Raw genomic sequence first — 24,958 nt, 5'->3', positions numbered from 1 at the left:
AGGCAGCCGAATGGCTGCTGGCGCGCGGCTACGAGCCGCAGGTCATGCCGGCATCACGCTCGCGGCTGGACGCGCCCTATGACTATCTGGCCGGGGCTGACGCCGACAGGCTGGCCGACCTGCACGCGGCCTTCGCCGCGCCCGAGGTCGGCGCGGTGTGGTGCCTGCAGGGCGGCTTCGGCTCCTGGCGCTTGCTGGACCAGTTGGACTTCGACCTGCTGCGCCGCCACCCCAAGCCGTTCATAGGCTATAGCGACATTACCGCGCTGCATCTGGCCATGCAGCGCCATGCCGGCTTCGTTACGTTCCATGGACCGATGCTGGCGCAGGACCTGCTGGCCGGCAAGCGCGAGCCTACCGAATCGCATTTGCTGTCCATGATCACCGGCCAGCTGGGGCGGGGAGCATGGATTACGCCGCCCCCTTATGCAACCGCCACGGAACTGATACCCGGCGCCGCCACCGGACGGCTGATCGGCGGCAACCTGGCGCTGATCGGAGCGTTGATTGGTTCCGACAGCGAAATCGACACCCGCGGCGCGATTCTCTTCATCGAGGACGTCAATGAAGCCTTGCCCCGCATCGACCGGCTGTTGAGCCAGTTGGCGGCCGCCGGCAAGTTCGACGAGCTCAAAGGCGTGCTGGTCGGCAACTTCACCCGGATCCTGGGCGTGCCGGGCGACGATGCCCAGGCCCAGGGGCTGCTGTATCCGCTGATATTGGACCAGTTCCGCTCCCGCGGCATCCCGGTGCTGGCGGGATGGCCCAGCGGCCACGGCGATCCGAACCTGACCTTGCCTCTGGGCGCGCAGGTGACGCTGGACACAGGGCGCGGCGGGCTGCGCCTGGATCAGGCAGTAGTCGCTTAAGGAAAATATGCTCCATTAATGAGTCATAAAATATAGATATGATCCATTAATGGATATTTTCGAGTATTGAAGTGACTCATTAATAGTGCAATTCCTTCACCTAAGCACTATTATCGATTCATGAAAAAGAAGATCGAACCCAGCTTCGATGGCGCCGCAGCGTTGGCCCGGATCGGCGCCAACATCCGCACCGCCAGGCTGCGGCGCGCCGAAACCGAGTCCACGCTGGCCAGCCGCATGGGCGTTTCGCGCGCCACCATCACGCGCCTGGAGCGCGGCGACGGCGGCGTGTCCCTGGCGTTGGCCATCGAAGCCTTGCTGCAGTACGGCTACGCCGACCAGGTCTACGCCCTGGGCGACCCCGAACTCGACGGCGTCGGCAAGCGCCTGGACGCCGTGCGCCGGCCCAGCCGCGGCAGCGGCAAGGCGCCGAACGCGCACCGCGCCGACCCCACCCAGCTGTAGCGCCCGCCCATGGTGCAGACCAGAAAGCACAAGTCGGTGGAGAGCGAGCTGTATGTCTACGTGGACATCCGCGGCGAGGCGGTGCTGGCCGGCCTGCTGACGCTGGACGACTCGGACGAAAACCACTTCTACGCCGAATTCACCTATGTGCAGTCCTATGTGAACGACCCGCGCGCCTTTGCGCTGGATCCGCTGAACCTGCCGCTGGTGGACGCGCGGACCACGTTCCGCACCGAAAGCCGCTACGAAACGCTGGGCGCCATCTTTGACGCCGCGCCCGACGCCTGGGGCCGCAACGTCATGCGCGTGGACAACGCCGGCGCCCGCGTGACCGAGGACGAAGTGCTGCTCAAGGGCCGCGGCATGGGCGTGGGGGCGCTGTTTTTCAGCGCCCGCCCGCTCACGCCGAACATGCGCAAGACCTACCGCCTGCCGGAACTCGGCCAGCTGGAGTCGCTCGCCGGCCTGCTCACCGACATCGACCAAGGCGTCAAACCCAAGGGCCTGTACCGCGACATTCTGGGCAGTTCCTGGGACATCGGCGGCGCGCGCCCCAAGACCATCGTGCGCGACGAGCACGGCGAAATGTGGATCGCCAAGTTTCCGCGCAAGGGCGACTCCTACGACCGCCAGCGGGTCGAGTACGCCAACCTGCAGATGGCCCGCGCCATCGGCCTGACGGTGCCCGAGATCCGCCTGGTCGAAACGCACCTGGGCGCGGTGCTGCTGACGCACCGCTTCGACCGCGAATTGCTGCCGGCCGGGAAGGGCGCGGATCCTGTCGTTTCCCGCCGGCATTTCCTCAGCGGCGCGTCGCTCATCAGCCCATCGGTGCAGATCGGCAAGCGCGAACTGGACGGGCCGCGCGGCAAGGCCACGTATTCCTACGCCCGGCTGGCGGACGTGGTCCGCCGCGTGTCGTCCAATCCGGTGCAGGACTTGAAGGAGCTGTACGCGCGCATGATCCTGAACGTGGCCGTCCACAATACCGACGACCACCTGAAGAACGTCGGCTTCCTGAAGGACGAGAGCGCGCACACGTATCGCCTTTCGCCCTTGTTCGACGTGGTGACGCAGGAAGGCTCCGCACGGCACTATCTGCACATCGGCGCGGCCGGCCGGGAAAGCTCGTTCCAGAACTGCCTGAGCGAGTACCGGCGCTTCGGCCTGCGCTCGGAGCCTGTTGCGCGCGGCATCCTCGACCATGTGCGCGAGGTGGTGGCCGGGCGCCAGCGCTACTACGCCATGGCCGGCATGACGGCGGAAGAAATCGGGCACGTCGAGGCGTCCTTGATGGCCTGGCGCCACGGTATATTGCCAGTATGAAAAAGCTGGATATTCCCGCACTGGAGATCTTCGTCGCGGCCGTCGAAGAAAAGAGCCTGTCAAAAGCGGCCGAGCGCGAAAACCTGGTGACTTCCGCCGCCAGCAAACGCGTGGCGGAACTGGAGCGCCACCTGGAGCGGACGCTGCTGCACCGGCACGGACGCGGGGTCGAGCCGACACCGGCCGGCGCCTTGCTGTACCAACGCGCCAAAGCCATCCTGCGCAGCGTGCAACTGACGGAAAGCGCCATCAACGGCTATTCGACGGACGGGCAGGCGAAGATCCGCCTGGCTTCCAATCCCTCGACCATCCTGCAATTCCTGCCGGGCGTGATGGGCCGTTTCCTGGCCGACCGCCGCGACGTCAGCGTGGATCTGCTCGATGCCCACAGCTACGACATTCCGCGCATGGTGGCGGAAGCCTCGGTCGACATCGGCATCTATCACGCGGACCATCCGGTGCCGGGCGTGGCTTCGTTTCCGTTCCGCCGCGACCGCGTCGGCCTGGTCGTCCCGGTGGGCCATCCCCTGGCCGGACGGGCCGAGCTATTCCTCGAGGACGCGCTGGACTATGACCTGCTGGGCTATTTCCCGCGCCATTCGCTCGATCAGTTCCTGGCCTATGTGGGCCAGACGCTGACGCGTCCGCCCAACGTCAAGTTGCAGGTCTCCAATTTCGAAACCCGCTGCCGCATGATCCGCGAAGGAGTGGGCATAGGCATCGTGCCCGAAGCCATCGCCCGCAACTATCTGGCCTCGATGGGATTGGTGCTGCTGCGCCTGCGCGATGCGTGGGCCGAGCGCCAGTTCTATGTCTGCGTGCGCGACGCGGCGCAATTGGCGCGTCCGGTGGAAGAGCTGCTGCGCGCCCTGACGGCGCCGGCGGCGGACGCGCGCTAGGCGCCCCGGCGTACGCGGCATGCGGGCGGCGGCCTGCCGCCCGCAGCTGGCCGCCCGCAGCTAGCCGCCCGCAGCTATTTCCCCCCACGGGCCGTGGCGGCTTCCTGCAACACTGGCCGCAGATACGACAGGAACCGTTGCGGATCCTCGCTCATGGGGAAATGCCCCATGCCTTCCATGATCTGCCACTTCGAGCCCGCGATACGGCCCGCCAGGAACTCGGTGTCCTGCGGCGTGCATGAGTAGTCATATTCGCCGGTCAGCAGCCACAGCGGGCAACGCTGCGTGTCGATCTGGGCCACGCGTTCCCGGATGTCGCCGTCGGCGGTGTAGAAGTGCAGGTCGCCCTTGAACACGCCCGGTCCGCTTTGCATGTAGTGCCATAGCGTTTCCCAGCGGTGCTTGTCCGGACTGCCCGGACCCACCAGGCCCGAAACGATGCCGGCGCAGACTTCCCCGCCATGCACGTCGGGACGGTTCAGCCATTCCAGGTCGTAGTAGGGGTCCACGTGCGCCCCCGATTGCAGGCCGATGGCGCCGCCAAAACGTTGCGCATGCTCCAGCGCCAGATGCAGCACCATGCGGCCGCCAATGGAGCAGCCCATCACGATGGGGCGTTCCAGCGCCAGCGCGTCGGCCACGCCCAGCACCGCCTCGGCATAATCCTTGGAGGTAAGGCGATAGGTCTCTTCGTGCCAGCCCTCGGGCGGCGAGGACTTGCCATGCCAGGGCAAATCGAAGGCGATGACCCGGAAATTCCGCAGTATCTCCGGATCGTTCATCACCGCGCGGTACTGGCGGCTATCCGCTCCCGCGGTATGCAGGCACAGCAGGGGCGCGCCGGCGCCGGCTTCCTCAACGTAGACGCGGTGCTCGCGCCCGCCCAGCGGCAGGCGCAGGTAACGACCGACGACAGGTTCGAATACGGCTTGTTGCGGGTTCACGAGGATGCTCCCGGGGTGCGCGGGCAGGCCAGCACCTCCTTGAAATACAGCAGGTTGGACATGAAGGGATAGAGATTGCCCTCGGCGCGCAGGCGGCGGAACTTGATCATGGCCATCAGGTCGTGGAAACCCGGCGCCGGCCTGGGCGTCCAGTAGCGGGCCCAGTCGTCGGCTTGCGCGCGCAGCGCGAAGTCCCAGCGCGGCATGACGAAGGGGCCGCGCCGCACCTGTTCGATGCGGCCGCCGGCCACCGTGATCAGGTGTGCGGTATCGCCGGCTTCCAGCAGAAACACCGTGTTCAGGTGCCGGCCCCGCCACACCAGCCGTTCGCGCGCGTTCACGGCGCCAGCCAGGCGATGCAGAATGAAATCGTCGTCTTGCATATCGGGTTCCTTTCAGGACGGCGGCATGTCCAGCCGGTAGATGCCATCTCCCGCGTCCGCGCGCGGGTAGCGTTCGGCCACCAGGGGGTCATGGCCCGGCACGATGTGCGCATCGGAATCCGCCAGCGACCGGATGCGCGCATAGCCCTCCAGCATGTCGCCGACATGGAAGATGGCAGGGAAGGGATTGTGGTCAGTGTAGTTGCGGTAGTAGTGCAGCGCGTCGGACGCCAGCACGATCCAGCCGCGGGCGGTATGCACGCGTACCACTTGCAGGCCCGGCGTATGCCCGCCGATCCGGTAGAGCTCCAGGCCCGGCGCCAGTTGGGAATCGCCATCGTGGAATCGCACCCGTCCCGCATAGAGCCGGCGCACGACCGCCTGCACGTCGTCGGCCGAGAAAAAATGCCGCATCGCCTCGAAGCACATGTAGCGGCCGGTGGCGTAGCGCATTTCGGCGTCCTGCAGATGGACCTGCGCCCGGGGGTAGGCTTCGACGTTGCCCGCGTGGTCATAGTGCAGATGGGTCAGGACGATGTCGCCTATGTCTTCCCGCGCCAGCCCCAGCCGCGCCAGCGCGGCTTCGGGCTGAAGGCTGAAAGCGCGACCGCGGGCCCGCGCCGAGCAGGCGCTGAAGCCCGTGTCGACCAGCACCGCGCGGCCGGCGCCGCGCACCAGCCAACAATAGAAGTCCAGGGGCATCGGCCCATCGTGCACGTCGCCGCGCGACAGGAAATTGTCCACGGCCCGCCGCTGCACGCTGGCATAGCGGATCGCATACACCTCGTGGATGGGCGGGACCGCGGGGGCCGGTTGGGCCGCGCTCATTGCTTGACCAGCTTGCACTGGCTTTCGGCCAGCGGCATGAAGGCCTGCTCGCCCGGCACCGTCTTGACGATCTTGTAGTAGTCCCAGGCGGCGGCGGACTCCTTCGGCGACTTCACTTCGACGACGTAGGTGTCGTGGATCAGCTTGCCGTCTTCGCGCAGGCGGGCATTGCGCGCAAAGGCATCGCGTATTGGCATGCCGCGCAGCGTCCGCATGACCACGTCCACATTGTCCGACCCGGATTTCTCGACGGCGCGCAGGTAGTTCAGCACCGCCGAGTACTGGCCCGCCTGCAAGGCGGTAGGCATCTTGCCGGCAGCCTTGAAGAAGCGCTGCGAAAACGCGCGGGTCTCGTCGTCCATGTCCCAGTAGAAGGTTTCGGCGAAGGTCATGCCTTGCGCCGCCTCCAGGCCCACGCCGTGCACGTCGGTGATGCTCATCAGCATGGCGACCAGTTTCTGCCGATCTGACAGGCCGAACTCGCGCGCCTGCTTGATCTCGTTCTGCAGGTCGGCGCCAGCGCTGGCGAAGGCCACCGCATCCGCCTTGCTGGATTGGGCGGCCAGCAGGAAGGACGCGAAGTCGGTGCCGGGGAAGGGGTAACGGACCGTCCCCGCGACGGTGCCGCCGCCGTCCTTTACGAAGCGCATGCCATCGCTTTCCAGCGAATGCCCGAAAGCGTAGTCCGCCGTGACGAAATACCATTTCTTGGCGCCGGCCTCGACCAGGGGCAGGGTGCCCACCTTGGCCAGGGCGTAGGTGTCATAGACCCATTGCACGTTGTTGGGCGAGCAATCCTCGCCCGTGATCCGGGTAGCGCCCGCGCCGGTCACCATGGTCATCCGCCCCTTTTCGCGGGCGATGTTCATGACGGCCAGGGCCACGGCGCTGTTGCCCAGCTCGGTGACCACGTCGACCTTCTCGCGGTCCATCCATTCGCGGGCGCGGCCCGCGGCCACGTCGGTCTTGTTGAGGTGGTCGGCGGAGAGCATCTCCACCGGCTTGCCGAGCACTTTGCCGCCGAAGTCCTCGATGGCGAGCTTGGTGGCCAGCACCGAGCCCGGCCCGACGTTGCCGGAGTAGGCGCCGGACATGTCCGTCAAGACCCCGATGCGCACGACGCCGTCCGATATGCCGTCAGCCGATGGCGCTTGTGCCTGCGCCAATCCGGTCGCGGCGGCGAGCGCCAGCAGGACGGTGATTTTCTTGTTCATGGTTTGTCTCCTGGTTTGGCCTATATCTGGCTTACGTACTTGATCTGCATGAATTCCTGCAGGCCCTCGATGCCGCCTTCCTTGCCCAGGCCGCTATCCTTGAAGCCGCCGAAGGGAGTTTCCGGCAAGGACGCCTGGCAATGGTTGACGCAGACGACGCCGCTTTCGATGCGCTCGGTCGCGGTCCGCGCAATGGCGGCGTCCCGCGTAAAGACATAGGCGGCCAGGCCAAAAGGCAGGCGGTTGGCCAGCGCCAGGCCTTCGTCCAGGTCCCGGAACGGGCTGACCAGCGCCAAGGGACCGAAAGGTTCGGTGTTGGCGGCAAGGCTGTCGGTCGCGACGTCGCGCAGCACGGTCGGGGACCAGAACCAGCCCGGCAGATCCGGCCGCGTGCCGCCTGCCGCCAGTTGCGCGCCATGCGCCAGCGAGTCGGCCACCATGGACTCCATCGCGGCCAGGCGCCTGGGGTTGGCCAGCGGTCCCATCTGCACGCCCGCGTCCAGGCCGTTGCCGACCCGCCATCCACGGGCGCGTTCCGCCAACCGCGCCACAAAGCGTTCGTATGCGCCTTGCTGCACATACATGCGGGTGGGCGAAGTGCAGATCTGGCCGGAGTTGCGCAGCTTGGCGGCCAGCACGGCATCGGCGGCGGCTTCGGCGTCGGCGTCATCGAATACCAGCACCGGCGCGTGTCCGCCCAGTTCCAGCGTGGCGCGCTTCAGGCCTGCCGCCGCCATTACGGCCAGCTCGCGCCCGATGGAGGTGGACCCGGTGAACGTCACCATGCGGATCAGCGGCGACTCGATCAGCCGGCGTGAAATCTCGCCGGGATCGCCGAACAGCATGCTGAGGGTGCCCGCGGGCAAGCCGGCGTCGGCAAGCGCGCGGCCGATCTCCAGCGCGATCGCGGGGGTCTCCTCGGAAGGCTTGATGACGATGGAGCAGCCGGCGCCCAGGGCGCCCGCGATCTTGCGCGAAGGCGTGATGGCCGGAGCATTCCAGCCGGAGAAAGCCGCCACCGGTCCCACCGGTTCCGGAATCGCCATCTGGCGGATGCCGGCGACGCGTCCCGGGATCAGGCGGCCATAGGTGCGGCGGGCTTCCTCGGCCGCCCATTCGAACATTTCGGCCGCCGTGGCCACTTCCTTTTCGGATTCGGCCAGCGGCTTGCCCAGCTCGCGGGTGATCAACCAGGCCAGGCGCGGCGTGCGCTCGCGCATCAGGGCCGCCGCGCGCCGCAGGACCGCGGCCCGTTCCAGCGCGGGCGTATCGCGCCAGCGCGGAAAGCTGCGATGCGCCGAGTCCAGCGCCGCGTCGATATCTTCCGGCGTGGCAATCGGCAGGCGGCCCAGCACCGCCTGCGTGGCGGGATCAATTACTTCCAGCGTGCGGCGGTTTCCCGCCGGCTGGGCATGGCCGCCGATCAATAGCTTCAGTTCCGGGTATTGCAGGGAGTTATCCATTTATTCCGCCTTGGCGATGTTGCCGTCCCGAATCACTTGCGCCCAGCGTTCGGTCTGGGACTGGATGTGCCGCGCGAAGTCATCGGCGCTGCCCGTCATCGGGAACTGGCCCAGTTTCAGCAGGGCCTCGCGCGATTCCGGCGTGCCCATGACCTTGTTGACCGCCGCGTTCAGGCGCAGCGTCACTTCGGGCGGCAGTCCCGCCGGCGCCAGCACGCCGTTCCAGGGTTCGGCCGTGAAACCCGGAATCCCCGCGGCTTGCGCCACGGTCGAGATGCCTGGCGCGACGGCCGAGGGCTCGGCGCTGGCGATCGCCAGCGCGCGCATCTTGCCGGCCTGCACCTGGGGCATGGCCGCGATTGCGCTGAGGAAAGCCATGTCGACCCGGCCCGCGACCAGGTCGGCGATGGCGGCCGAATCGCCCTTGTAGGGCACATGCGTGATGTCCAGCTTCGCAGCGCTCTTGAACCATTCGCCCGCCAGATGGTTGACCGCGCCGCTGCCGGCCGACGCGAAGGTCAGGCTGCCGGGCTTCTGGCGCGCCCCGGCGATCAGTTCCTGCACGGTGTTGAAAGGGGAGCTGGAGGGCACCACCAGCAGGTAGGGATAGCTGGCCACCAGCGCCACGGGCTGGAAGTCCTTCAGCACCTGGTAGTCGACCTTCTGCTTGTAGACGGGCTCGATGGACAGGGTGCCGCTGCTGCCCAGCATCAGCGTGTAGCCGTCTGCGGCGGCGCGCTTGACCGATTGCACGGCGACCACGCCGTTGGCTCCAGCGCGGTTCTCGACCACGACGGTCTGGCCCAGTTCAGCCTCGAGCTTGCGCGCTAGGTATCGGCCGACCGCGTCGGTGGGACCGCCTGCGGTGAAGCCGATGACCAGCGTGACCGGCTTGGAGGGATAGTCGGCCGCGGCCGCGCTGCAACTGATGATGGCGGCGAGCGCGGGCAGCGCGCACCTGGCGAATAGTGATTTCATGGTTGTCTCGGAGTAGGGAGGGGCGGCGCGGATTGCGCCGCGCGGCGGAGCCGGCAGGTTTACTCGTAGCCGCGCTCGATCAGCTTGACCATCACCGGGTAGTACTCCTTGACGAAGCCGGCCGCGCGGGTGCGCTCCAGCAGGTCATGCGTCAGCTTGGCGGAGCGGGCGTCCACCTCTCCCTGCCGGGCCAGTTCCAGCGCCAGCAGGATGTCCTTGATCGCGTACTCGGTCGGAAAGGTCTTTTCGGGGTAGGTCTCGGCGGCCAGCGCCTTCAGGCCGGGATTGCGCAGCACGAAGCTGTCGGCAGACCCCTTGCTCAGCGCGTTCAGCAGCAGCGCGCCGTCGACGCCGGCGCTGCGGCCTATGGTGATGGCCTCGGCCAGTGCGTGCACCGTCATGAACACCACCATATTGTTCATGATCTTGACCACCTGACCGTTGCCCACGCCGCCGCAAAGCAGCACGTCCGTGCCCATGCACGACAGATAGGGCAGCACCGTCTCGTAGTCCTCGGGCGTGGCGCCCACGGTGATCATCAGGGTGCCCAGCCTGGCGGCCTCGCGCATGCGGGCGACCGGCGCATCGATCAGCAGGATGCCGTGGCCGCGCAAGGTTTCGGCCAGCTTGCGCGTGCGGGTGACGTCGCTGGTGCTCATGTCCACCACGATGCGCACACGTCCGGCCGCCTCCACCAGGCCTCCCGGACCGGTGCACACCTGTTCCACCTGCACGATGCTGGGCAGGGACAGGAACACGATCTCGGCACTTTGGGCCACCTCGATGAGGGAGGCGCAGGCATGGCCTCCGAGCGCCCCGATCCGGGCCGCCGGATCGGGGCTGATGTCGGTCACATAGACGGGATGGCCGGACTTGCGCACCAGGTTGGCGCACATGGGTTCGCCCATGACGCCCAGGCCGATGAAGCCCAGCGGGGTCTTGCTGTCGCTCATTACTTCCTCCTTTGTGTTGCGGGTTTTTTAGTTGTTGCATGCAGCTTACGGAGCGAGCCGGGCTGCCGGTATGAAAAATTGGCAAAGCAACCTTCTCCATTTCCGTCCCCCCGGGATCAAGAAGGCTCGTTTTCCTTTTTATCAACGCTGGCCGGCCGGGGACGCATAGAGTGATCGGCAGAGATGAGCGAGGCGCTGCCGCGCCGCGACGACAACGGAGACACGCATGTTGCTGGACACGATTGCGGCCTATGGCGCGCACGACACCCGGGCCCGCTTGCCCGACGAGGTCATCCACCACGCCAAACGCGCCTTCCTGGACTGGCTGTCGGCCCTGTATCCGGGCACCCGCAGCCAGCCGTGCCTGCAGTTGCTGGGCGCTCATGGCGCGGAGCTGGGTTCGGGCAGTTCCAGCCTGCCGGGCTGCGCCACCACGGCATTTCCGGCCACCGCGGCCTGGATCAACGGCAGCGTTTCCCATGCCGTCGAGTTCGACGACATTTACCGCGACGCGATCTACCACCCCGGCTGCCCAACCATCGCCGCGGCGCTGGCGCTGGCGGAAGATGCCGATGCCAGCGGCCAGGCGCTGCTCAACGCCATCGTGGTGGGCTACGAGATATCGACCCGCATCGGCGCAGCGATCCAGCCGGCGCATTACCGCTACTTCCACACGACCGGCACCGTGGGCTGCTTTGGCGGCGCGGCGGCGGCGGCCGCGCTGTGCGCGCCGGGCGACGCCGGGGTCATGCTGCACGCGCTGGCCACGGCAGGCACGCTCGCCAGCGGCCTGCAGCAGGCTTTCCGCTCCGACGCCATGAGCAAGGCGCTGCACGCGGGACACGCGGCGGCCGTCGGCGTGCGGGCGGGGCAGGGCGCCGCCCACGGCATCACCGGCGTGCCGGACATCCTGGAAGGCGAGGTCGGCTTCGGCGCCGCGCTGGCGCAAGATCCCGACTGGAACCTGGCGATCGACGGCCTGGGTCAGCGCTACAACATCCTCCGGATCACCCAGAAGAACCATGGTTGCTGCGGCCACACTTTTGCGGCGATCGACGGCGCGCTGGCGCTGCGGGCCCGCGGCGTGCGCGCGGACGACATCGCATCCTTGCGCGTGGACGCCTACCAGACGGCCCTGGACGTAACCGGCAACTTCGCGCCCGCCACGGCCTTCGAGGCCAAGTTCAGCCTGCCTTACGTGGTGGCGCATGCCCTGGTCCACGGCTCGGTGCGCCTGGACGCCTTCGGACCGCAGCGCCTGCAGGACCCGCAAGTGCGCCAGCTGATGCAAAAACTGGAACTGCGCGCCGATGCCGCGCTGACCGCCGGCTTTCCGCGCATGCGCGCCGCCCGCGTCTCCATCACCACCGCCAGCGGCCAGACGCTGGAACACCATGCCCCCTACCGCAAGGGCGATCCCGAAGCGCCGCTCTCCGATGCCGAACTGAATGACAAGTTCGAGGAACTTGCCGGTCCGGTGCTCGGCCGCGAGCGCAGCTTGGCGCTGCGCGAAGCCGTCTGGCGCCTGGAGCGCATGCCGGTCCGCGCGCTGCGGCTGGCCGCCGACATGCCCCGGCCCTGACGCACACCCCCTCCGTCCATCCATGACACCAGCCTCATCCATGTCAGACATCCCTTTTGCAGAAGCGCTCCTGTCGCCCCGTTCCATCGCCCTGGTCGGCGCTTCCGGCGACGCGCGCAAGAATACCGCCCGGCCGCTGCGATTCATGCGCAAGCACGGCTATGCCGGCGCGGTCTATCCCATCAACGCGGGGCGCGCGGAAATCCTGGGCGAAAAAGCCTATCCGTCCCTGGCTGGCCTGCCCGGGCCGGTTGACCACGTGTTCGTCATGATTCCGGGCGGCGAGGTCGCGGCCGTGCTGCAGCAATGCGCCCAAGCCGGCGCCAGGGTCGTGACCATCTATTCCGACGGCTTCGGCGAGGCCGGTCCCGAAGGCCAGGCGCGCCAGGCCACACTGGTAGCGCAAGCCCGCGCGCTGGGCTTGCGCCTGCTGGGGCCCAACAGCATCGGCTCCGCCAATCTGCATACCGGCGGCATCCTGTCGGTCAACGCGGCGTTCGAGGCCGACACCCTGCTGGCGGGCGACCTCAGCATGGTGTCGCAAAGCGGCTCGATGATGGGATCGCTGCTGTCGCGCGCGGCGGCGCGCGGCTTCGGCTTTGCCAAGTCCGTCTCCGTCGGAAACGAGAGCGACATCACGGTGGGCGAAGTGGTCGATGCGCTGGTGGACGATCCGCAGACCAAGGCCATCCTGCTGTTCCTGGAGACCTTGCGCGATGCCGCCACGCTGGGCCTGGCGCTGAGCCGGGCGCGGGCCGCGGGCAAGCCCGTGATCGCCTACAAACTGGGGCGCTCCGAACAGGGCGATGCGCTGGCGCAGTCGCACACCGGCGCCATGGCGGGCAACGACGTCGCGGTGGATGCGTTCCTAAAAGCCTATGGCGTCATGCGGGTACGCAACCTGGAGACGCTGTTCGAGCTGGCGCCGTTGGCGTCGCGCTACTCCCGCGCAGAAAGTTCGCTGCGCGCCCCGGACCAGCCGGCGCGGGTCGCGGTGATCACGACGACCGGCGGCGGCGCGGCGACGGTGGTCGACAACCTGGGGCTGCACGGCATGGTGGCGGTGGCGCCGCCCGCCGACTTCGTGCGCCGCATGGGCGAGCAGGGCTTGCGCATCCGCGAGACGCCCGTCATAGACCTGACCCTGGCAGCCAGCAGCGCTCAGTACAAGATGCTGCTGGAGCATTTGCTGCGCGCCGGCTGGTGCGATGCGGTGCTGAGCGTGGTCGGCTCGTCCGCGCAGTTTCATCCCGGCCTGGCGGTCCAGCCGCTGTTGGAGGCCGACAAGCCCGCGGACAAGCCGCTGGCGGTATTCCTGGCGCCCGAGGCGCCCGAATCGCTGGCGCTGCTGCGCGCCGGCGGCATCGCGGCCTTCCGCACGCCGGAAGCGTGCGCGGACGCGCTGGCGGTGTACTTCGCCGCAAGCGGCAGGCCGCCTGCGACCGCCGCGGCGGTGGCCTGGCCGGCCGAACTGCCGCGCTCAGGCATGCTGAGCGAGCACGAGGCCGGCGCCTTGTTCCGCGGACTGGGCGTGCCCGTCGCGGGGGGGCAACTTGTCGATCCGGCCACGCTGCAACATGTCGTGCCGTATCCCGTGGTCGCCAAGGTCTGCTCGCGCGACCTGGCACATAAGACGGAGCTGGGCGCCGTGCGCGTCGGCATCGCCGATGGCAACGCCCTGCGCGGCGCCGTGCAGGAAATGCTGGAAAACGTCCGGCGCCAGGCGCCGAACGCCCGGATCGACGGCATCCTCGTGCAGCCCATGGAAACGCGCTTGATCGAAATGATCCTGGGCTATCGCCATGATCCCCTGGTCGGCCCGACGGTGCTGCTGGGCGCGGGCGGCATTGCCGCCGAACTGTCGCCCGACTACGCCGTGCGCCTGGCGCCGGTGGACGAGGAAGAGGCCTGCCGGATGATCCTCGAAGTCCGCCAGACCCGGCTGATACGCGGCTTTCGCGGCCTGCCGCAGGGCGATTGCGGGGCGCTGGCCCGCGCCATCGCGGCGTTCTCCCGCCTGGCTTGCGCCGCCGGCGTGCGGATCGAAGAGGCCGAGATCAACCCCTTGTTCGTCCGCGCCGATGGCGTGGTCGCCGTCGACGGCCTGGCCCGCCTGGCCTGACGCCCAATCCGATTACCCCTTACCAGGAACCCAAGATGGATTTCAACCTGACTCCGGAACAACTGGATTTTCAAGCCGCCGTGCGGCGTTTCGCGCAAGCCGAACTACGCGACGGCGCGGTCGAGCGCGCCCATTCCGACGATTACCCTTGGGACGTGGCCCGCAAGATGGCCCGCCAGGGCCTGCTGGGCATCACCATCGCCGAGGCCGACGGCGGCGTGGGCGGTTCGCTGATGGATGCCGTGATCGCCATCGAAACGGTTGCCTCGGTGTGTCCGCGCAGCGCCGACGTGGTGCAGGCGGGCAATTTCGGCGCGATCCGGGTGCTGGCCGAGTACGGCAGCGGCCTGCAGAAGCAGAAGTACCTGAGCGCGCTGCTGGCGGGCGAAGGACTGATCTCGGTCGGCATGACGGAGCCCGATGCCGGCTCGGCCGTGACCGAACTCAAGACCAGCGCCACGCGGGCCGATGGCGGCTGGCGCATCAACGGCACCAAGATCTTCACCACCCACGGTCCGCACGCCAGCGTGATCCTGACCTATGTGCGCTTCGGCCCCGGCACAGGCGGGATCGGTTCAGTGCTGATCGACACCAAGGCGGAAGGCGTCAAGCTGGGCAAGCGCTCCGCCTTCATGTCGGGCGAGGAATGGGTGGAAATCTTCTTCGACAACGTTCTTGTCGCCGACGACATGGTGGTGCTGGGAGAGGGCGGCTTCAAGAAGCAGATCGCCGGTTTCAACGTGGAGCGCATCGGCAACACGGCGCGCTCGCTGGCATTGGGCCGCTACGCCTACGAAGAAGCGCGCAACTGGGCCATGCAGCGCAAGCAGTTCGGCCGTTTGCTGTGCGAATTCCAGGGCTTGCAGTGGAAGTTCGCCGACATGCGCATCAAACTGGACGCCGCCCAGCTGCTGCTGTATCGCGCCGCCAGCGCGGCCGATACCGGTTTTCCTTCGGCCACGGAAACCGCCATCGCCAAGGCCTACTGCAACCAGGTCGGCTTTGACGTCGCCAACGACGCGCTGCAGGTCCTGGGCGGCCTGGGCTACAGCCGCGAGTCGCTGGTGGAGTACTGCGTACGGCGCTGCCGCGGCTGGATGATCGCGGGCGGATCGATCGAGATCCTGAAGAACCGCATCGCCGAGGGCATCTTCGAACGCAGCTTCCCGCAACGGCCGCCGCGCTAGACCCTGCGCTACACCCGCTTGGCCGACCAGGCCCCCCGGCCTGCGGCGCTGCCGCTCATCAGCTTGCCGTTGACCGTTCCGGTATAGCGCACGCCGTTGGCGACAAAGGAGATCTCGCTGCCGTTCAAGCGCGCCTCCGAGATCGGCGCGCTGCCCAGCTTGCCGGACAGGCGCTGGTAGCGCTGCTCCAGCTGCAGGGGCTGGCCATCCACCTCCCAGTTGCCCGCCACCTTGGCGGGCACGATCCACAGCAGCGCCGTGCAGTAGGTGCTGCAATCCTGCTTGACCGTTTCCTCGGCGTCCGGCTCCCAATCGCCCATGCGGAAGGAGTTCGACACGATCCGCGTGCCGGGCGCCAACTCCAGCAGCCTGGGGCGCAGCTTTTCGTTGATGGTCGACAAGAGGAACATGGTGATGACGTCCGCCTGCGACAGATCGGTGGCGAACAGGTCCGCCGTCACGAACGTCGCGCGGTCGGCGACGCCGGCGCGCTCCGCGTTGCGGCGCGACAGCTCGACCAGATCCGGGTTGTATTCGATGCCTTGGGCCGTCAGGCCGCGCTGCGCCGCGGTAATGACGGTGCGGCCGTCGCCCGAACCCAGGTCCATCAGCCTGTCCTTGGGCGTGACCTTGGCCATGTCCAGCATGGTATCGACCAGGGCCTGCGGGGTGGGCACCCAGATGACGTCCTTGCCGTCCTGGCCGACGTCGGGAACATATTCTTTCTGTTCGTTGGCCTGCGCCCCCGCGGACGCGCCCTGCGCCGCCAGCGGGGCGCATGCCAGGGCCAGCGCTGCCGCCGAGGCGAGCAGGGCGCCGCGCAAGCGCGGCAGGTTTGCCCGGGCGGCGGGCCTGAAAGACGGGATCGCGATCTGCATGATGTGGGCTCCTTGCAGGTAAGGCATGCGGACGGACGGAACTTGCTTGGCGCCGTCCCGGGAAACAAGGCTAGGCTTGAGCCTGCGCCGGCCCCAGCAGGCGCAGCAAAGGCAGGCCCGCGGCCAGCACCGCCAGCCCGATCAAGGCGCCGGCCCCCGCGTACATGGCGCTGGAGTACACCAGGCCGGCGCATGTCAGCGCCAGCAGCAGCGGGGGCAGAGGGTAAAGCGGCACGCGGAATGGGCGCGGGCGGTCGGGATCGATGCGGCGCAGGCGCCATACCGAAGCCGCCACCAGCAACATGAAGATCCAGAACACCGGCGCGGTGTAGGCGACCAGGGTCTGCACACTGTTCTGGCTGAAAGCGCCCAGCACGATCAGCGCCAGCGTGATCGCCCCCTGGATCAGCAACGCGGACGCGGGCGTCTCGCCTTGCGCGTTCCACGCCGCCAGCGCCCGCAGGCGGGGCACGTCGCGGCCCAGCGCGAAATACACGCGCGCGCCGGTGATGATGGTGCCGTTGATGGTGCTGAGCGCGGTGGCGCAGATCGTCAAACTGAGCAGGGCCGCCGCGTAGGGGCCAGCGGCCAGTTGCATCACGTCGGCGCCCAGGGCCGGCGTGTCGCGCAAGCCTTGCAGGCCGAAGATTTCCAGCAGCGCCAGATTGGTCAACACGTACGCCCCGGTCACGAGCAGCGTGCCGATCAGCAGCACGCGGCTCATGTTGCGCCCGGGATCGCGTAACTCGCCGCTGAGATAGGCGGCCTCGTTCCAGCCGCCATAGGTCAGCAATACGAACACCATGCCCATGCCCAGCAGACCGGCGGTGTTGCCCGCCAGGGGGGCGGGCGCGGCATCGGTGCGCAGCGGACTGCCTCCCGCCGCGGTCAGGCTCGCGACCATTACGGCCGCCAAGGCCGCCACCGTCAACGCCGTGAACACCCATTGCAGGCGCTTGGAATAGCGCGTGCCCGCCACGTTCAAGGCGGTCAGCGCCACCACCGATATCGCGGCGTGCACGGCGGGGCCATAGGCGCCCAGCGGCGCCAGACGTTGCGCGTAGTCGCCATAGATATAGGCCACGACCGCGATGGCGCCAGTCTGGATGACGGAGCAGCGCGCCCAGGCAAACATCAGGCCGACGCGCCGCCCCCAGGCGCGCGTCAGGTATAGATACTCGCCGCCCGCGCCGGGATAGGCCGACCCCAGTTCGGCGTAGCAAAGCGCACCGACCAACATCACCAGGCCGCCCGCGCACCAGAGTCCGATATAGACCGCCTCGGAACCCGCGTGCTGCGCCACCAGCGGCGGAAAGCCGAATATGCCGATCCCGATCACCACGCCTACCAGCACCATGGTGGCATCCATCACCGATAAACCGGCCGCCGCGCGCGGTTGGAGCAGCAGGGCGGGATTCGCGGACGAGCGCAGGGTGGGCTGTGTCATCGGTGGCTCTCGGTGGGGCGTGGCGGGCGCGGGAGACGACGGCCTTTTGGGGACGCTGTCTGACAATCACCTGAACAAATTGCGACCGATTGCAGTGCGTAAAAGTTTCTCCGGGTTTTCCCCCAAGATGGTGCCAACTACGCATGTTCAGCCCACATTCAGATATAAAGTAAAGTCTGATTATTTATTTCTAGTTATTTGATTTTTATGGATAATTTAATTTCATTAATGTGATTTATATAAAGTAATTTCTTAAGTATGTGACGCATATCGATATGCCGCGCTCGCCGCGCTATGCTGATTGCGCCGGACGCGCGCCGCATGAGCCGCCGCCGCAAGGGGAAGGGATCCAACCGCAATTCAGGAGCAGCGAGATGAAGCTATCCATACGCGTGGCAACGGCAGGGCTGGCGCTTTCCGCGCTGTTGGGCATGGCGCCCGCTGCGCTGGCGCATCATGGCTGGTCCTGGGCCGAGTCCGAACAGATGACGCTGCAAGGCACCGTCCAGCAGGTGCAGATCGCGCCCCCGCATCCTTGGCTGGACGTGCGCGCCGACGACGGCGTCTGGCGGGTGGAGCTGGGCAACCCCACCCAGACCAAGGACGCCGGATTCGTCGAGGGTTCCGCCAAGCCGGGCGATGCCATCGTCGCTATCGGCAACCGCGACAGCGACGCTGGCGCCAAACGCATGAAGGCCGTCCAGATCAAGGTGGGCGGCAAGACCTACGACATCTATCCCAGCCGCATCAAGAAGCCCTGAAGCGGGCCCGGCTCATGCCTGAGCTGCTGCGCCTTGCGCTGGAACAGCTTGAATCCCTGCCGCCGTCGATCTGGCTGCGGCGGTCAGGCACGCTATATCTGCTGGTAAACGCCGCCCATATCGGCGCCATCGGCCTGCTCATCGGCTCCATCGTCCCGCTCGACCTGCGCTTGCTGGGACTGTTGAAGCCCGGACCGCTGGCTCTGTTGGCGCCTGTGCTGGCGCGCACCGCCGCCGCAGGCCTGGCGCTGGCTGTGTTGACCGGAGCCATGCTCTTCAGCGTCCGGCCGCTGGAATACCTGGCGAATCCCGCTTTCGGGATCAAGATGGGCCTGCTGGCCGCGGGCGCGCTCAACGCGCTGCTCGTGCGGCGCAGCAAGGCCTGGCAGACGGTCCTGGATCAGGGCAGGGCCTGCGGCGGCATGCGCGTTCGGGCCGTCGCGTCCCTGCTTATATGGCTGGGCTGCCTGGTGGCGGGGCGCTGGATCGGATTCCTGTCGTAGCCAGTCTGGAGCCGCGCGCGGACAGGCTGGTCCACGACTCCGGCGCCCCGGATATCAGCGCGTTGCGCTGGCCACGGCCTCGACCGTGATGCGCAACTGCACCTCGTCGCTCACGCCCGGGGCGTACGCATCCACGCCGAAATCGCTGCGCTTGACGACCGTCATGGCATCAAAGCCGATGGCAGGGCGCTGCGCCATCGGGTGCATGCCTTGCTGGTTCTGGCGCGCCTGCAGCACCACCGGCTTTTCGATGCCCTTGATGCGCAGAACGCCGCTGATGCTGAGATTGCCGTTGCCCCGGTCGGCGACCGAGGTGCTCTTGAACTGGATCTCCGGGTACTTGGCCGCCTGGAAGAACTCGGCGCCTTGCAGCATCTCATCCAGCTTGGGCACATGCGAAGTCAGGCGCGCCACGGGCACGCTCAGGTCCACCGCCGACTTTGCCGGTTCGGCGGCGTCGTAGCGAATCACGCCGGTCACGGCGCCGGCATGGGCCGTAGGCTTGGAAAAGCCCAGGTGGTCCCAGGTCACCACGATTTCCGTGTGTTCCGGATCGATCTGGTAGTCCACGGGCGCGGCGTGCGCGGGGAGGCTGCCCAAGGCCAGGAGCGAGGCGGCCAGGAATGCTGCGTAGGTGTGCTTCATTTGATTCTCTTGATGTTCGGCGCCCGGAGAAGTCCGGATGCACATCCCGTCGCCTGCTGGCTTAAACCCAGCTGACAAAGACGGCACGGAAGAAGGATAGGAAATGATGCAATGCCGCGGTAGCCGCAAGGAACTGGCCGCAGTGTTCCAATTTTGATGGTAATCAAGCCTGTTGTTTGAAGAATCGATGCGCCCCGCGGGCCGTGCTGGCCGGACATCGCATGCCGGCCAGTCCGCCACGGGACCATGGCATGGACGTCAGGCGGCGGCCTGCGCTTCTGCCAGCGCGCGCTGCACGGCCGGCCGGGCGGCGACCCGGGCCAGATAGGCCGTCAGCTTGGGAAACTGCGTGAGGTCGACGCCGTCGCCTTCCAGCCAGCTGCCTATGGTGTACAGATAGCCGTCGACCACGCCATAGCGTTCGCCGGCCGCCCAGGGGCCGACGATTTGCGATTCGAGATAGGCGGCGCAGGCGGTCATGGATTGCGGCACCTTGGCCTGCATGGCGACATGCGCGGCCGGATCGTCCGCCCAGCGCGCGCCGCGGCGCTTGTGCGCGTGCGCCACGTGCGCGGTGGACGCCAGATAGCTCGTCAATTCCTGCATGCGCGCGAATGCGAAGGGATCGTCGACCGGCGCCAGCTGCGCGGCCGGAAAGCTCTGCGCCACGAAGGCGAGCAGGGCGGGGGTCTCGGTCAGCACGCCGTGTTCGGTTGCCAGCGCGGGCACGCGGCCCTTGGGATTGACGCGCAGGTACTCGGGGCTCTGTTGCTGCAGGGCGCCCATATCAAGCTTGACCAGATCGAAATCGGCGCCTGCTTCGCGCAGCGCGATATGCGTAGCCAGCGCACAGGTGCCAGGGGCGGAATAAAAAGTCCAGCGGGACATCTGCATCCTCTTTGTTCAATGGTTGAGAAGCCGTGCCGACAATGCGCGGCCGAGGCACGGGGTCGCCCGATGATCCTCACGGCTCACCGCCATGATATGGGACGATGGAGCGTCATGGAACATGGGGTGCAGGCAGGCGTTGGCCGCCACCCGGTTCCACCAGCCAATTCAGCATCCACTGGCCTGCCGGCCCCAGCGTGGCGTCGCGCCGTTGGATGGCGAACAGGGGCATGTTGCGGTTGGGACAGGCGCCCTCGGCGAGCGCCAATTCGTGCAAACGCCCCGCGCATATGCACTCTTCGACGAAGCCGCGCGGCATGAAGCCCCAGCCCAGCCCCGCGCACAGCATGGCGTACTTGGCGCCCAGGTCTGTCGTCAGGATCTGCTGCTCGGAGACGACGAAGAACGTGCGTCCCCCCGCGCTTGCGCTGCGGTCGGTCAACACGATCTGCGTGTGCTCGCCTAGTTGCGCGACGGTAATGTCCTGCAACTTGGCCAATGCATGTGCCGGCGCAGCCACGGGCATCATCTCTACCTTGTGCATGCCGTGGGCCACCAATGCCGGGGCAATGTCAGACAGCGTGCCTTGTACGCCCAAATCGCATTCGCCCGATAGCACGCGTTGCGGAATATCGTCCAGCGTATCCACCTGCAGATGCAGCGGCACGCCAGGAAAGGCCTGCCGAAAAGCGGCAACCAGCGCCACCAGCTGCTTCGGCGGAAACATGGCATCCAGCACCAGGGTCAGATCGGCTTCCAGTCCCTGTGTCAGCCCAAGGGCGCGCGATTTGAGCTCATCCGCCCGCGCCAGCACCGCACGCGCGTCGTCCAGCAGCGCTCGGCCATGGTTGGTCAATGCGGGTTTCCAGCCACTGCGATCGAACAGTGCAACGCCAAGCGCGGCTTCCAGGTTGACGATGGCATTGCTGACCGCCGACTGCGCTCGGCGCAGATGGCGCGCTGCTGCCGAGAAGCTGCCTTGCTCAGCGATTGCTGTGAAGACGCGAAGCTGATCCAGGTTGAGGTTGTCGATCATTATTCGAAAACCAGATGGAGTCCATAGCGATTTTATCTCTTCTCCGTCTATTCAAACATCGTCACCATACTCAGGAAAATGCCCTCGCGGTATTCGACGCACAGTTTGAAAGGAGGCCGTCATGATTGCACCCGTACAAGGCGAGCACCAAACTTCCACCCCGGCCGAACTGCAAGCTGCCGCCGCCAATCGTAATAGCGCAGCGCAGACCATCGACATTCCCTCTGTCATTGACCATAACAGGGTTAGCCAAAGCCAGAAATGGATCTTGATCATGGTGGGCATCACCGTGGTCATGGATGGCTTCGACGTGCAGGCCATGGGCTATGTGGCGCCAGCCATCATCGCTGACTGGGGCGTGAGCAAGGCCGAACTAGGCCCGGTGTTCGGCGCCGGTTTGTTCGGCATGCTGGTAGGTTCGCTCACGCTCAGCGTGCTGGCCGACAAGATTGGACGCCGTCCGGTGCTGATCTGGGCAACGGTATTCTTCGCGCTGTGCATGCTGGCGACGGCCCACGTGACGACCGTTCCCCAACTCCTGGCGATCCGTTTCATCACCGGGCTGGGCCTGGGCGCCATCATGCCGAACGCGATGGCCCTGGCCGGCGAGTTCAGTCCCAAGAGCAAGCGCGTCACCCTCATGATGCTGGTGTCCTGTGGCTATACCGTGGGCGCCGTGCTCGGCGGCCTGCTGTCGGCATCGATGATTCCCGCGTGGGGATGGCAGTCGATCTTCTATCTGGGGGGCATATTCCCCCTGCTGATGGCCGTGCTGATGCACTTCTTCGTTCCGGAATCCATGCAGTTCCTGGTACTCAAGGGCCGCAGGCTGGACGTCGTCGCAAAGACGCTGCGCAAGATCGATCGGACGCTGCGGATCGGTGCCGATACGCGCTACAGCGTGCCGGAAGCCAAACACGAAGGAGCTCCGGTGGCGGAGCTGTTCCGCCACGGGCGGGGCATACCCACCGTGTTCCTCTGGCTTGTGAATTTCATGAACCTGCTGAACCTGTATTTCCTTTCGAGCTGGCTGCCCACCATCGCCACCGGCGCCGGGCTGTCCACCTCCGCGGCTGTGATGCTGGGTACGGCGCTGCAGGCAGGCGGCGTGCTCGGCACCTTGCTGATGGGACCGGTCATCGACCGCATCGGGTTTTTCAAGGTACTGGTGCCTTGCTTGCTGCTGGCCACGGTCACCATCGCCCTGGTCGGCCTGCCCGGCATTCCCCTCGCTTTACTGTTTGTGGTCGTGGCGATTACGGGCTTCTGCATCATCGGCGGCCAGCCAGCGGTCAACGCGCTGGCCGCGACCTACTATCCGACCGCGTTGCGTTCAACGGGCGTGGGCTGGAGCCTGGGCATAGGCCGTTTCGGGTCGATTGTCGGGCCCGTGCTCGGCGGCGTCCTGATCCAACTGGAATGGACCAACGCAGGAATATTCCTGGCCATGGCGGTTCCTGTGGTGATCTCCGCGGCGGCGCTGCTCCTGTTCGCACGCAAGACCCAGGGCGATAAAGCAAGGCTCGCCGGGCGCGGCGTGGAAGTCGATCTCAGGCATTGATGATCAAGGAACGTCTGCTTACATGCGTGAGGCGCTCGATGTAACCGTGTGAACTTCATCACGAATTTCATCGAAGGAATCGCCTGTTTCGTCGAAAAAAAGTTGCGCCGCCTCCTCGGGCTGCGGATTCTAGTGGCGAAAGTTTGCCAGTTGCTACTGAGCGGACTCCCGCCACCAGGGTGACTCAAGCGCTCGCCCGACAGAATCCGACCCTCATGAAGCCGACATCATTGCCCCCGCGCAGCTCCAGCATGCCATTCCCGCTACTGCGGCAAAACACGCTCAGGCTGGCGATCGTGTCGGCGCTGGGAGCCTGCGCATGGGGGGCGGCCGGTAGCGCACAGGCCACCTATGTCTGCGCCGGCGCCGCCTCGCAGAATATTGCGGCCGGAAACTATGCCTATGCGCAGGCGGCCTGTTCGGGCGATGGCGGCGTCGACAAGGACAACGAAAAGGATGGCCAGGACGGGCCCGACGTGACGCTGACGTCCGCAGGCACCTTCAATGCCGATCTGAGTGGATCCGGAGTGGACACGAAAGGCGTGGTGACGGCCCTGTCGAATGGCGGCGGCGGCGTCGACGAGGGCACGGCGGGCGACGGCGGCAACGTCACCGTGTCGAGCACAGGCAGCGTCACCTTGAACGGCACCGCCCTGAGCACGTTCAACAGCCTGATCATGGCCGTCTCGACGGGCGGAATAGGCGATCCCGACAACGACAACAATGATTCGAATGGCGGACACGGCGGATTGGGGCAAACCGTGACCCTTACCAATTCCGGCAACCTGACGATGACCGGCACGCTGCCCACTCCCCGCCAGGGCCTGTTCGGCATCAATGCGCGGGCCGTGGGCGGGGCCGGCGGGGAGCAGAACGATCCGACGCTGGAGTACGGCGAGCAGGTGGGCGGCAACGGCGGCAATGCCAGCACGGTCACGGTCACCAACTCGGGCGCCATCAATCTGGGCAGCAGCGCGACGCGCTTGCGCACCGGGGCCAGTGGCGCGGCAATTTACGCGGGCTCGACGGGTGGAAAGGGCGGCAATAACAACGGCAATGCCGGCACCGGCGGCACCGTGCAGGTGACGCACCGGGGCGAGGCCAACAGCTACTGGCAGGTCGCGGACAATGCCGCGGTCTTTGGCATCTACGCCCAGAGCATCGGCGGCGACGGCACGGCCTCGACCGACAACAGCGACAATGGCGGCAATGGCGGCGGCACCTCGGGCAGCTGGACGCAGAAGGTAACGGTGGACGTGTATGGCTCCGTCCTGCTCGACGTCGCCGGTTCCGCCAGCGGCGTCGCGATCGAAGGCGCGGGCGTCGCGGCCCGTGCCATAGGCGGCAAAGGCGGAATGGGTCCGGACAAGGACCATTCGGGCGGCAACGGCGGCGCAGGCGGAACCGTGGCGTTGAATCTTTACCAGGGCGCAAGCGTCGCCACCCGCGGCGACAATCTTCCTGGCCTGGCGGCGCAAAGCCTGGGCGGGCAGGGCGGCGACGGCAGCGACAGCACCGCGCTGGCGGGGCAGGGCGGGGGCGGCGGATTTGGCGGCGACGCCAGCGCGGTCAACGTCGCGACCGCCGGCGGCAGCGCCATAAGCACCACGGGCAGTTTTGCGACCGGCGTGGTGGCGCAATCGATCGGCGGCGGCGGCGGCACCGGCAGCGACTTCGTTTCGGTGCTGGGCGGCCAGGGCGGCAACGGCGGCAATGGCGGTAATGCCGGCACGGTGACTGCCGCGACCGGCGGAACCATCACGACCAGCGGCGACCATGCCTACGGCGTGCTGGCCCAGTCCATCGCCGGCAGCGGCGGCGCGGGCGGCGCGGATACGGCCGAACTGGTTTCGTTGGGCGGGGACGGCGCGGGCGGCGGCGCGGCCAGCCAGGTCAACTTGAGCAACACCGGTTCCATCGCCACGTCCGGCTACAACTCGCACGGCATGATCGGCCAGTCCATCGGCGGCGGCGGCGGGGCCTCGGGCAGCGCCACCGGCCTGCTCAGCGTGGGCGGCAGCTCGGC

At 66.9% G+C, this 24,958-nt stretch carries 22 protein-coding genes and 1 pseudogene; 11 read left to right on the top strand and 12 right to left on the bottom strand.

From position 1 onward, the window contains the following. The 4 genes from WBB14_RS00490 to WBB14_RS00475 form a co-directional block, all read left to right on the top strand. Nucleotides 1-869, top strand: an 869-nt coding sequence (locus WBB14_RS00490; RefSeq protein ID WP_424238094.1) for a S66 peptidase family protein, incomplete at its 5' end; no start/stop codon positions are given. 120 nt (nt 870-989) lie between these two features. Then, nucleotides 990-1,334, top strand: a complete 345-nt coding sequence (locus tag WBB14_RS00485) for a helix-turn-helix transcriptional regulator (protein WP_424238093.1) — start codon at nt 990-992, stop codon at nt 1,332-1,334. Between the two features lie 9 nt (nt 1,335-1,343). Then, the gene (locus tag WBB14_RS00480) at nt 1,344-2,660 is read left to right on the top strand and encodes a type II toxin-antitoxin system HipA family toxin (RefSeq protein ID WP_424238092.1); all 1,317 of its coding nucleotides are present in this window, start codon (nt 1,344-1,346) and stop codon (nt 2,658-2,660) included. Continuing rightward, a complete protein-coding gene (locus WBB14_RS00475; RefSeq protein ID WP_424238091.1) occupies nt 2,657-3,559 on the top strand; it encodes a LysR family transcriptional regulator in 903 nt (300 codons plus the stop codon). The genes WBB14_RS00480 and WBB14_RS00475 overlap by 4 nt, the downstream gene beginning before the upstream one ends. A 74-nt stretch (nt 3,560-3,633) precedes the next feature. Here the strand turns inward: WBB14_RS00475 and WBB14_RS00470 are convergent, their stop codons facing one another. Genes WBB14_RS00470 through WBB14_RS00440 form a run of 7 tightly spaced genes read right to left on the bottom strand, consistent with a single transcriptional unit; the run spans nt 3,634 to nt 10,322 of the window. Beyond that, the gene (locus WBB14_RS00470) at nt 3,634-4,503 is read right to left on the bottom strand and encodes an alpha/beta fold hydrolase (protein WP_424238090.1); all 870 of its coding nucleotides are present in this window, start codon (nt 4,501-4,503) and stop codon (nt 3,634-3,636) included. Further along, entirely contained in the window at nt 4,500-4,886 is a 387-nt protein-coding gene (locus WBB14_RS00465; protein WP_424238089.1) for a hypothetical protein, read from the bottom strand. The genes WBB14_RS00470 and WBB14_RS00465 overlap by 4 nt, the downstream gene beginning before the upstream one ends. Nucleotides 4,887-4,898: 12 nt before the next feature. Then, entirely contained in the window at nt 4,899-5,714 is an 816-nt protein-coding gene (locus WBB14_RS00460) for an N-acyl homoserine lactonase family protein (protein ID WP_424238088.1), read from the bottom strand. Then, on the bottom strand, nt 5,711-6,928 hold the full coding sequence (locus tag WBB14_RS00455; protein WP_424238087.1) for an ABC transporter substrate-binding protein: 1,218 nt from the start codon (nt 6,926-6,928) through the stop codon (nt 5,711-5,713). The genes WBB14_RS00460 and WBB14_RS00455 overlap by 4 nt, the downstream gene beginning before the upstream one ends. Nucleotides 6,929-6,948: 20 nt before the next feature. Next, nucleotides 6,949-8,391 carry an NAD-dependent succinate-semialdehyde dehydrogenase gene (locus WBB14_RS00450; protein WP_424238086.1) on the bottom strand — a complete coding sequence of 481 codons (1,443 nt, stop codon included), beginning with the start codon at nt 8,389-8,391 and terminating at the stop codon, nt 6,949-6,951. Next, the gene (locus WBB14_RS00445; RefSeq protein WP_424238085.1) at nt 8,392-9,369 is read right to left on the bottom strand and encodes a Bug family tripartite tricarboxylate transporter substrate binding protein; all 978 of its coding nucleotides are present in this window, start codon (nt 9,367-9,369) and stop codon (nt 8,392-8,394) included. Nucleotides 9,370-9,428: 59 nt separating this feature from the next. After that, entirely contained in the window at nt 9,429-10,322 is an 894-nt protein-coding gene (locus WBB14_RS00440; protein ID WP_424238084.1) for an NAD(P)-dependent oxidoreductase, read from the bottom strand. Nucleotides 10,323-10,548: 226 nt separating this feature from the next. On the opposite strand from WBB14_RS00440, the gene WBB14_RS00435 reads away from it, so the two are divergent. Genes WBB14_RS00435 through WBB14_RS00425 form a run of 3 tightly spaced genes read left to right on the top strand, consistent with a single transcriptional unit; the run spans nt 10,549 to nt 15,213 of the window. Next, nucleotides 10,549-11,904, top strand: a complete 1,356-nt coding sequence (locus WBB14_RS00435) for an MmgE/PrpD family protein (protein ID WP_424238083.1) — start codon at nt 10,549-10,551, stop codon at nt 11,902-11,904. A 40-nt stretch (nt 11,905-11,944) separates the two neighbouring features. Further along, on the top strand, nt 11,945-14,026 hold the full coding sequence (locus WBB14_RS00430; RefSeq protein WP_424238082.1) for an acetate--CoA ligase family protein: 2,082 nt from the start codon (nt 11,945-11,947) through the stop codon (nt 14,024-14,026). A gap of 35 nt (nt 14,027-14,061) precedes the next feature. Continuing rightward, a complete protein-coding gene (locus WBB14_RS00425) occupies nt 14,062-15,213 on the top strand; it encodes an acyl-CoA dehydrogenase family protein (RefSeq protein WP_424238081.1) in 1,152 nt (383 codons plus the stop codon). A gap of 8 nt (nt 15,214-15,221) precedes the next feature. Here the strand turns inward: WBB14_RS00425 and WBB14_RS00420 are convergent, their stop codons facing one another. Both WBB14_RS00420 and WBB14_RS00415 read right to left on the bottom strand, forming a co-directional pair. Continuing rightward, a complete protein-coding gene (locus WBB14_RS00420) occupies nt 15,222-16,091 on the bottom strand; it encodes an SAM-dependent methyltransferase (RefSeq protein ID WP_424238080.1) in 870 nt (289 codons plus the stop codon). A gap of 70 nt (nt 16,092-16,161) precedes the next feature. Beyond that, nucleotides 16,162-17,460, bottom strand: coding sequence for an APC family permease (locus WBB14_RS00415; RefSeq protein ID WP_424238095.1), 1,299 nt, complete (start codon nt 17,458-17,460; stop codon nt 16,162-16,164). A gap of 452 nt (nt 17,461-17,912) precedes the next feature. Here WBB14_RS00415 and WBB14_RS00410 point away from each other — a divergent pair, with 452 nt between their 5' ends. Together WBB14_RS00410 and WBB14_RS00405 are read left to right on the top strand one after the other, a co-directional pair. Then, a complete protein-coding gene (locus WBB14_RS00410) occupies nt 17,913-18,299 on the top strand; it encodes a DUF6152 family protein (RefSeq protein WP_424238079.1) in 387 nt (128 codons plus the stop codon). 14 nt (nt 18,300-18,313) lie between these two features. Then, complete coding sequence (locus WBB14_RS00405) at nt 18,314-18,802, top strand: DUF6644 family protein (protein ID WP_424238078.1); 489 nt, start codon at nt 18,314-18,316, stop codon at nt 18,800-18,802. Nucleotides 18,803-18,856: 54 nt separating this feature from the next. Here the strand turns inward: WBB14_RS00405 and WBB14_RS00400 are convergent, their stop codons facing one another. The 3 genes from WBB14_RS00400 to WBB14_RS00390 all read right to left on the bottom strand — a co-directional run bounded on the left by WBB14_RS00400 (nt 18,857) and on the right by WBB14_RS00390 (nt 21,371). Further along, nucleotides 18,857-19,447 carry a YceI family protein gene (locus WBB14_RS00400; RefSeq protein ID WP_424238077.1) on the bottom strand — a complete coding sequence of 197 codons (591 nt, stop codon included), beginning with the start codon at nt 19,445-19,447 and terminating at the stop codon, nt 18,857-18,859. A 258-nt stretch (nt 19,448-19,705) separates the two neighbouring features. Next, nucleotides 19,706-20,335, bottom strand: coding sequence for a glutathione S-transferase family protein (locus WBB14_RS00395; protein WP_424238076.1), 630 nt, complete (start codon nt 20,333-20,335; stop codon nt 19,706-19,708). Nucleotides 20,336-20,447: 112 nt separating this feature from the next. Further along, nucleotides 20,448-21,371, bottom strand: a complete 924-nt coding sequence (locus WBB14_RS00390; RefSeq protein ID WP_424238075.1) for a LysR family transcriptional regulator — start codon at nt 21,369-21,371, stop codon at nt 20,448-20,450. A 121-nt stretch (nt 21,372-21,492) separates the two neighbouring features. Between WBB14_RS00390 and WBB14_RS00385 the strand changes: the two genes are divergently transcribed. Together WBB14_RS00385 and WBB14_RS00380 are read left to right on the top strand one after the other, a co-directional pair. Beyond that, nucleotides 21,493-22,932, top strand: coding sequence for an MFS transporter (locus WBB14_RS00385; RefSeq protein ID WP_424238074.1), 1,440 nt, complete (start codon nt 21,493-21,495; stop codon nt 22,930-22,932). A 251-nt stretch (nt 22,933-23,183) separates the two neighbouring features. Beyond that, nucleotides 23,184-24,958, top strand: a pseudogene (locus WBB14_RS00380) (autotransporter outer membrane beta-barrel domain-containing protein); the annotation flags it as partial.

This window comes from Achromobacter sp. (genome assembly GCF_049647645.1).
In the GTDB taxonomy this organism is placed as follows: domain Bacteria; phylum Pseudomonadota; class Gammaproteobacteria; order Burkholderiales; family Burkholderiaceae_B; genus Achromobacter.
The sequence above is the reverse complement of the archived record's forward strand: the minus strand, read 5'-3'. Positions and strand labels throughout refer to the sequence as shown.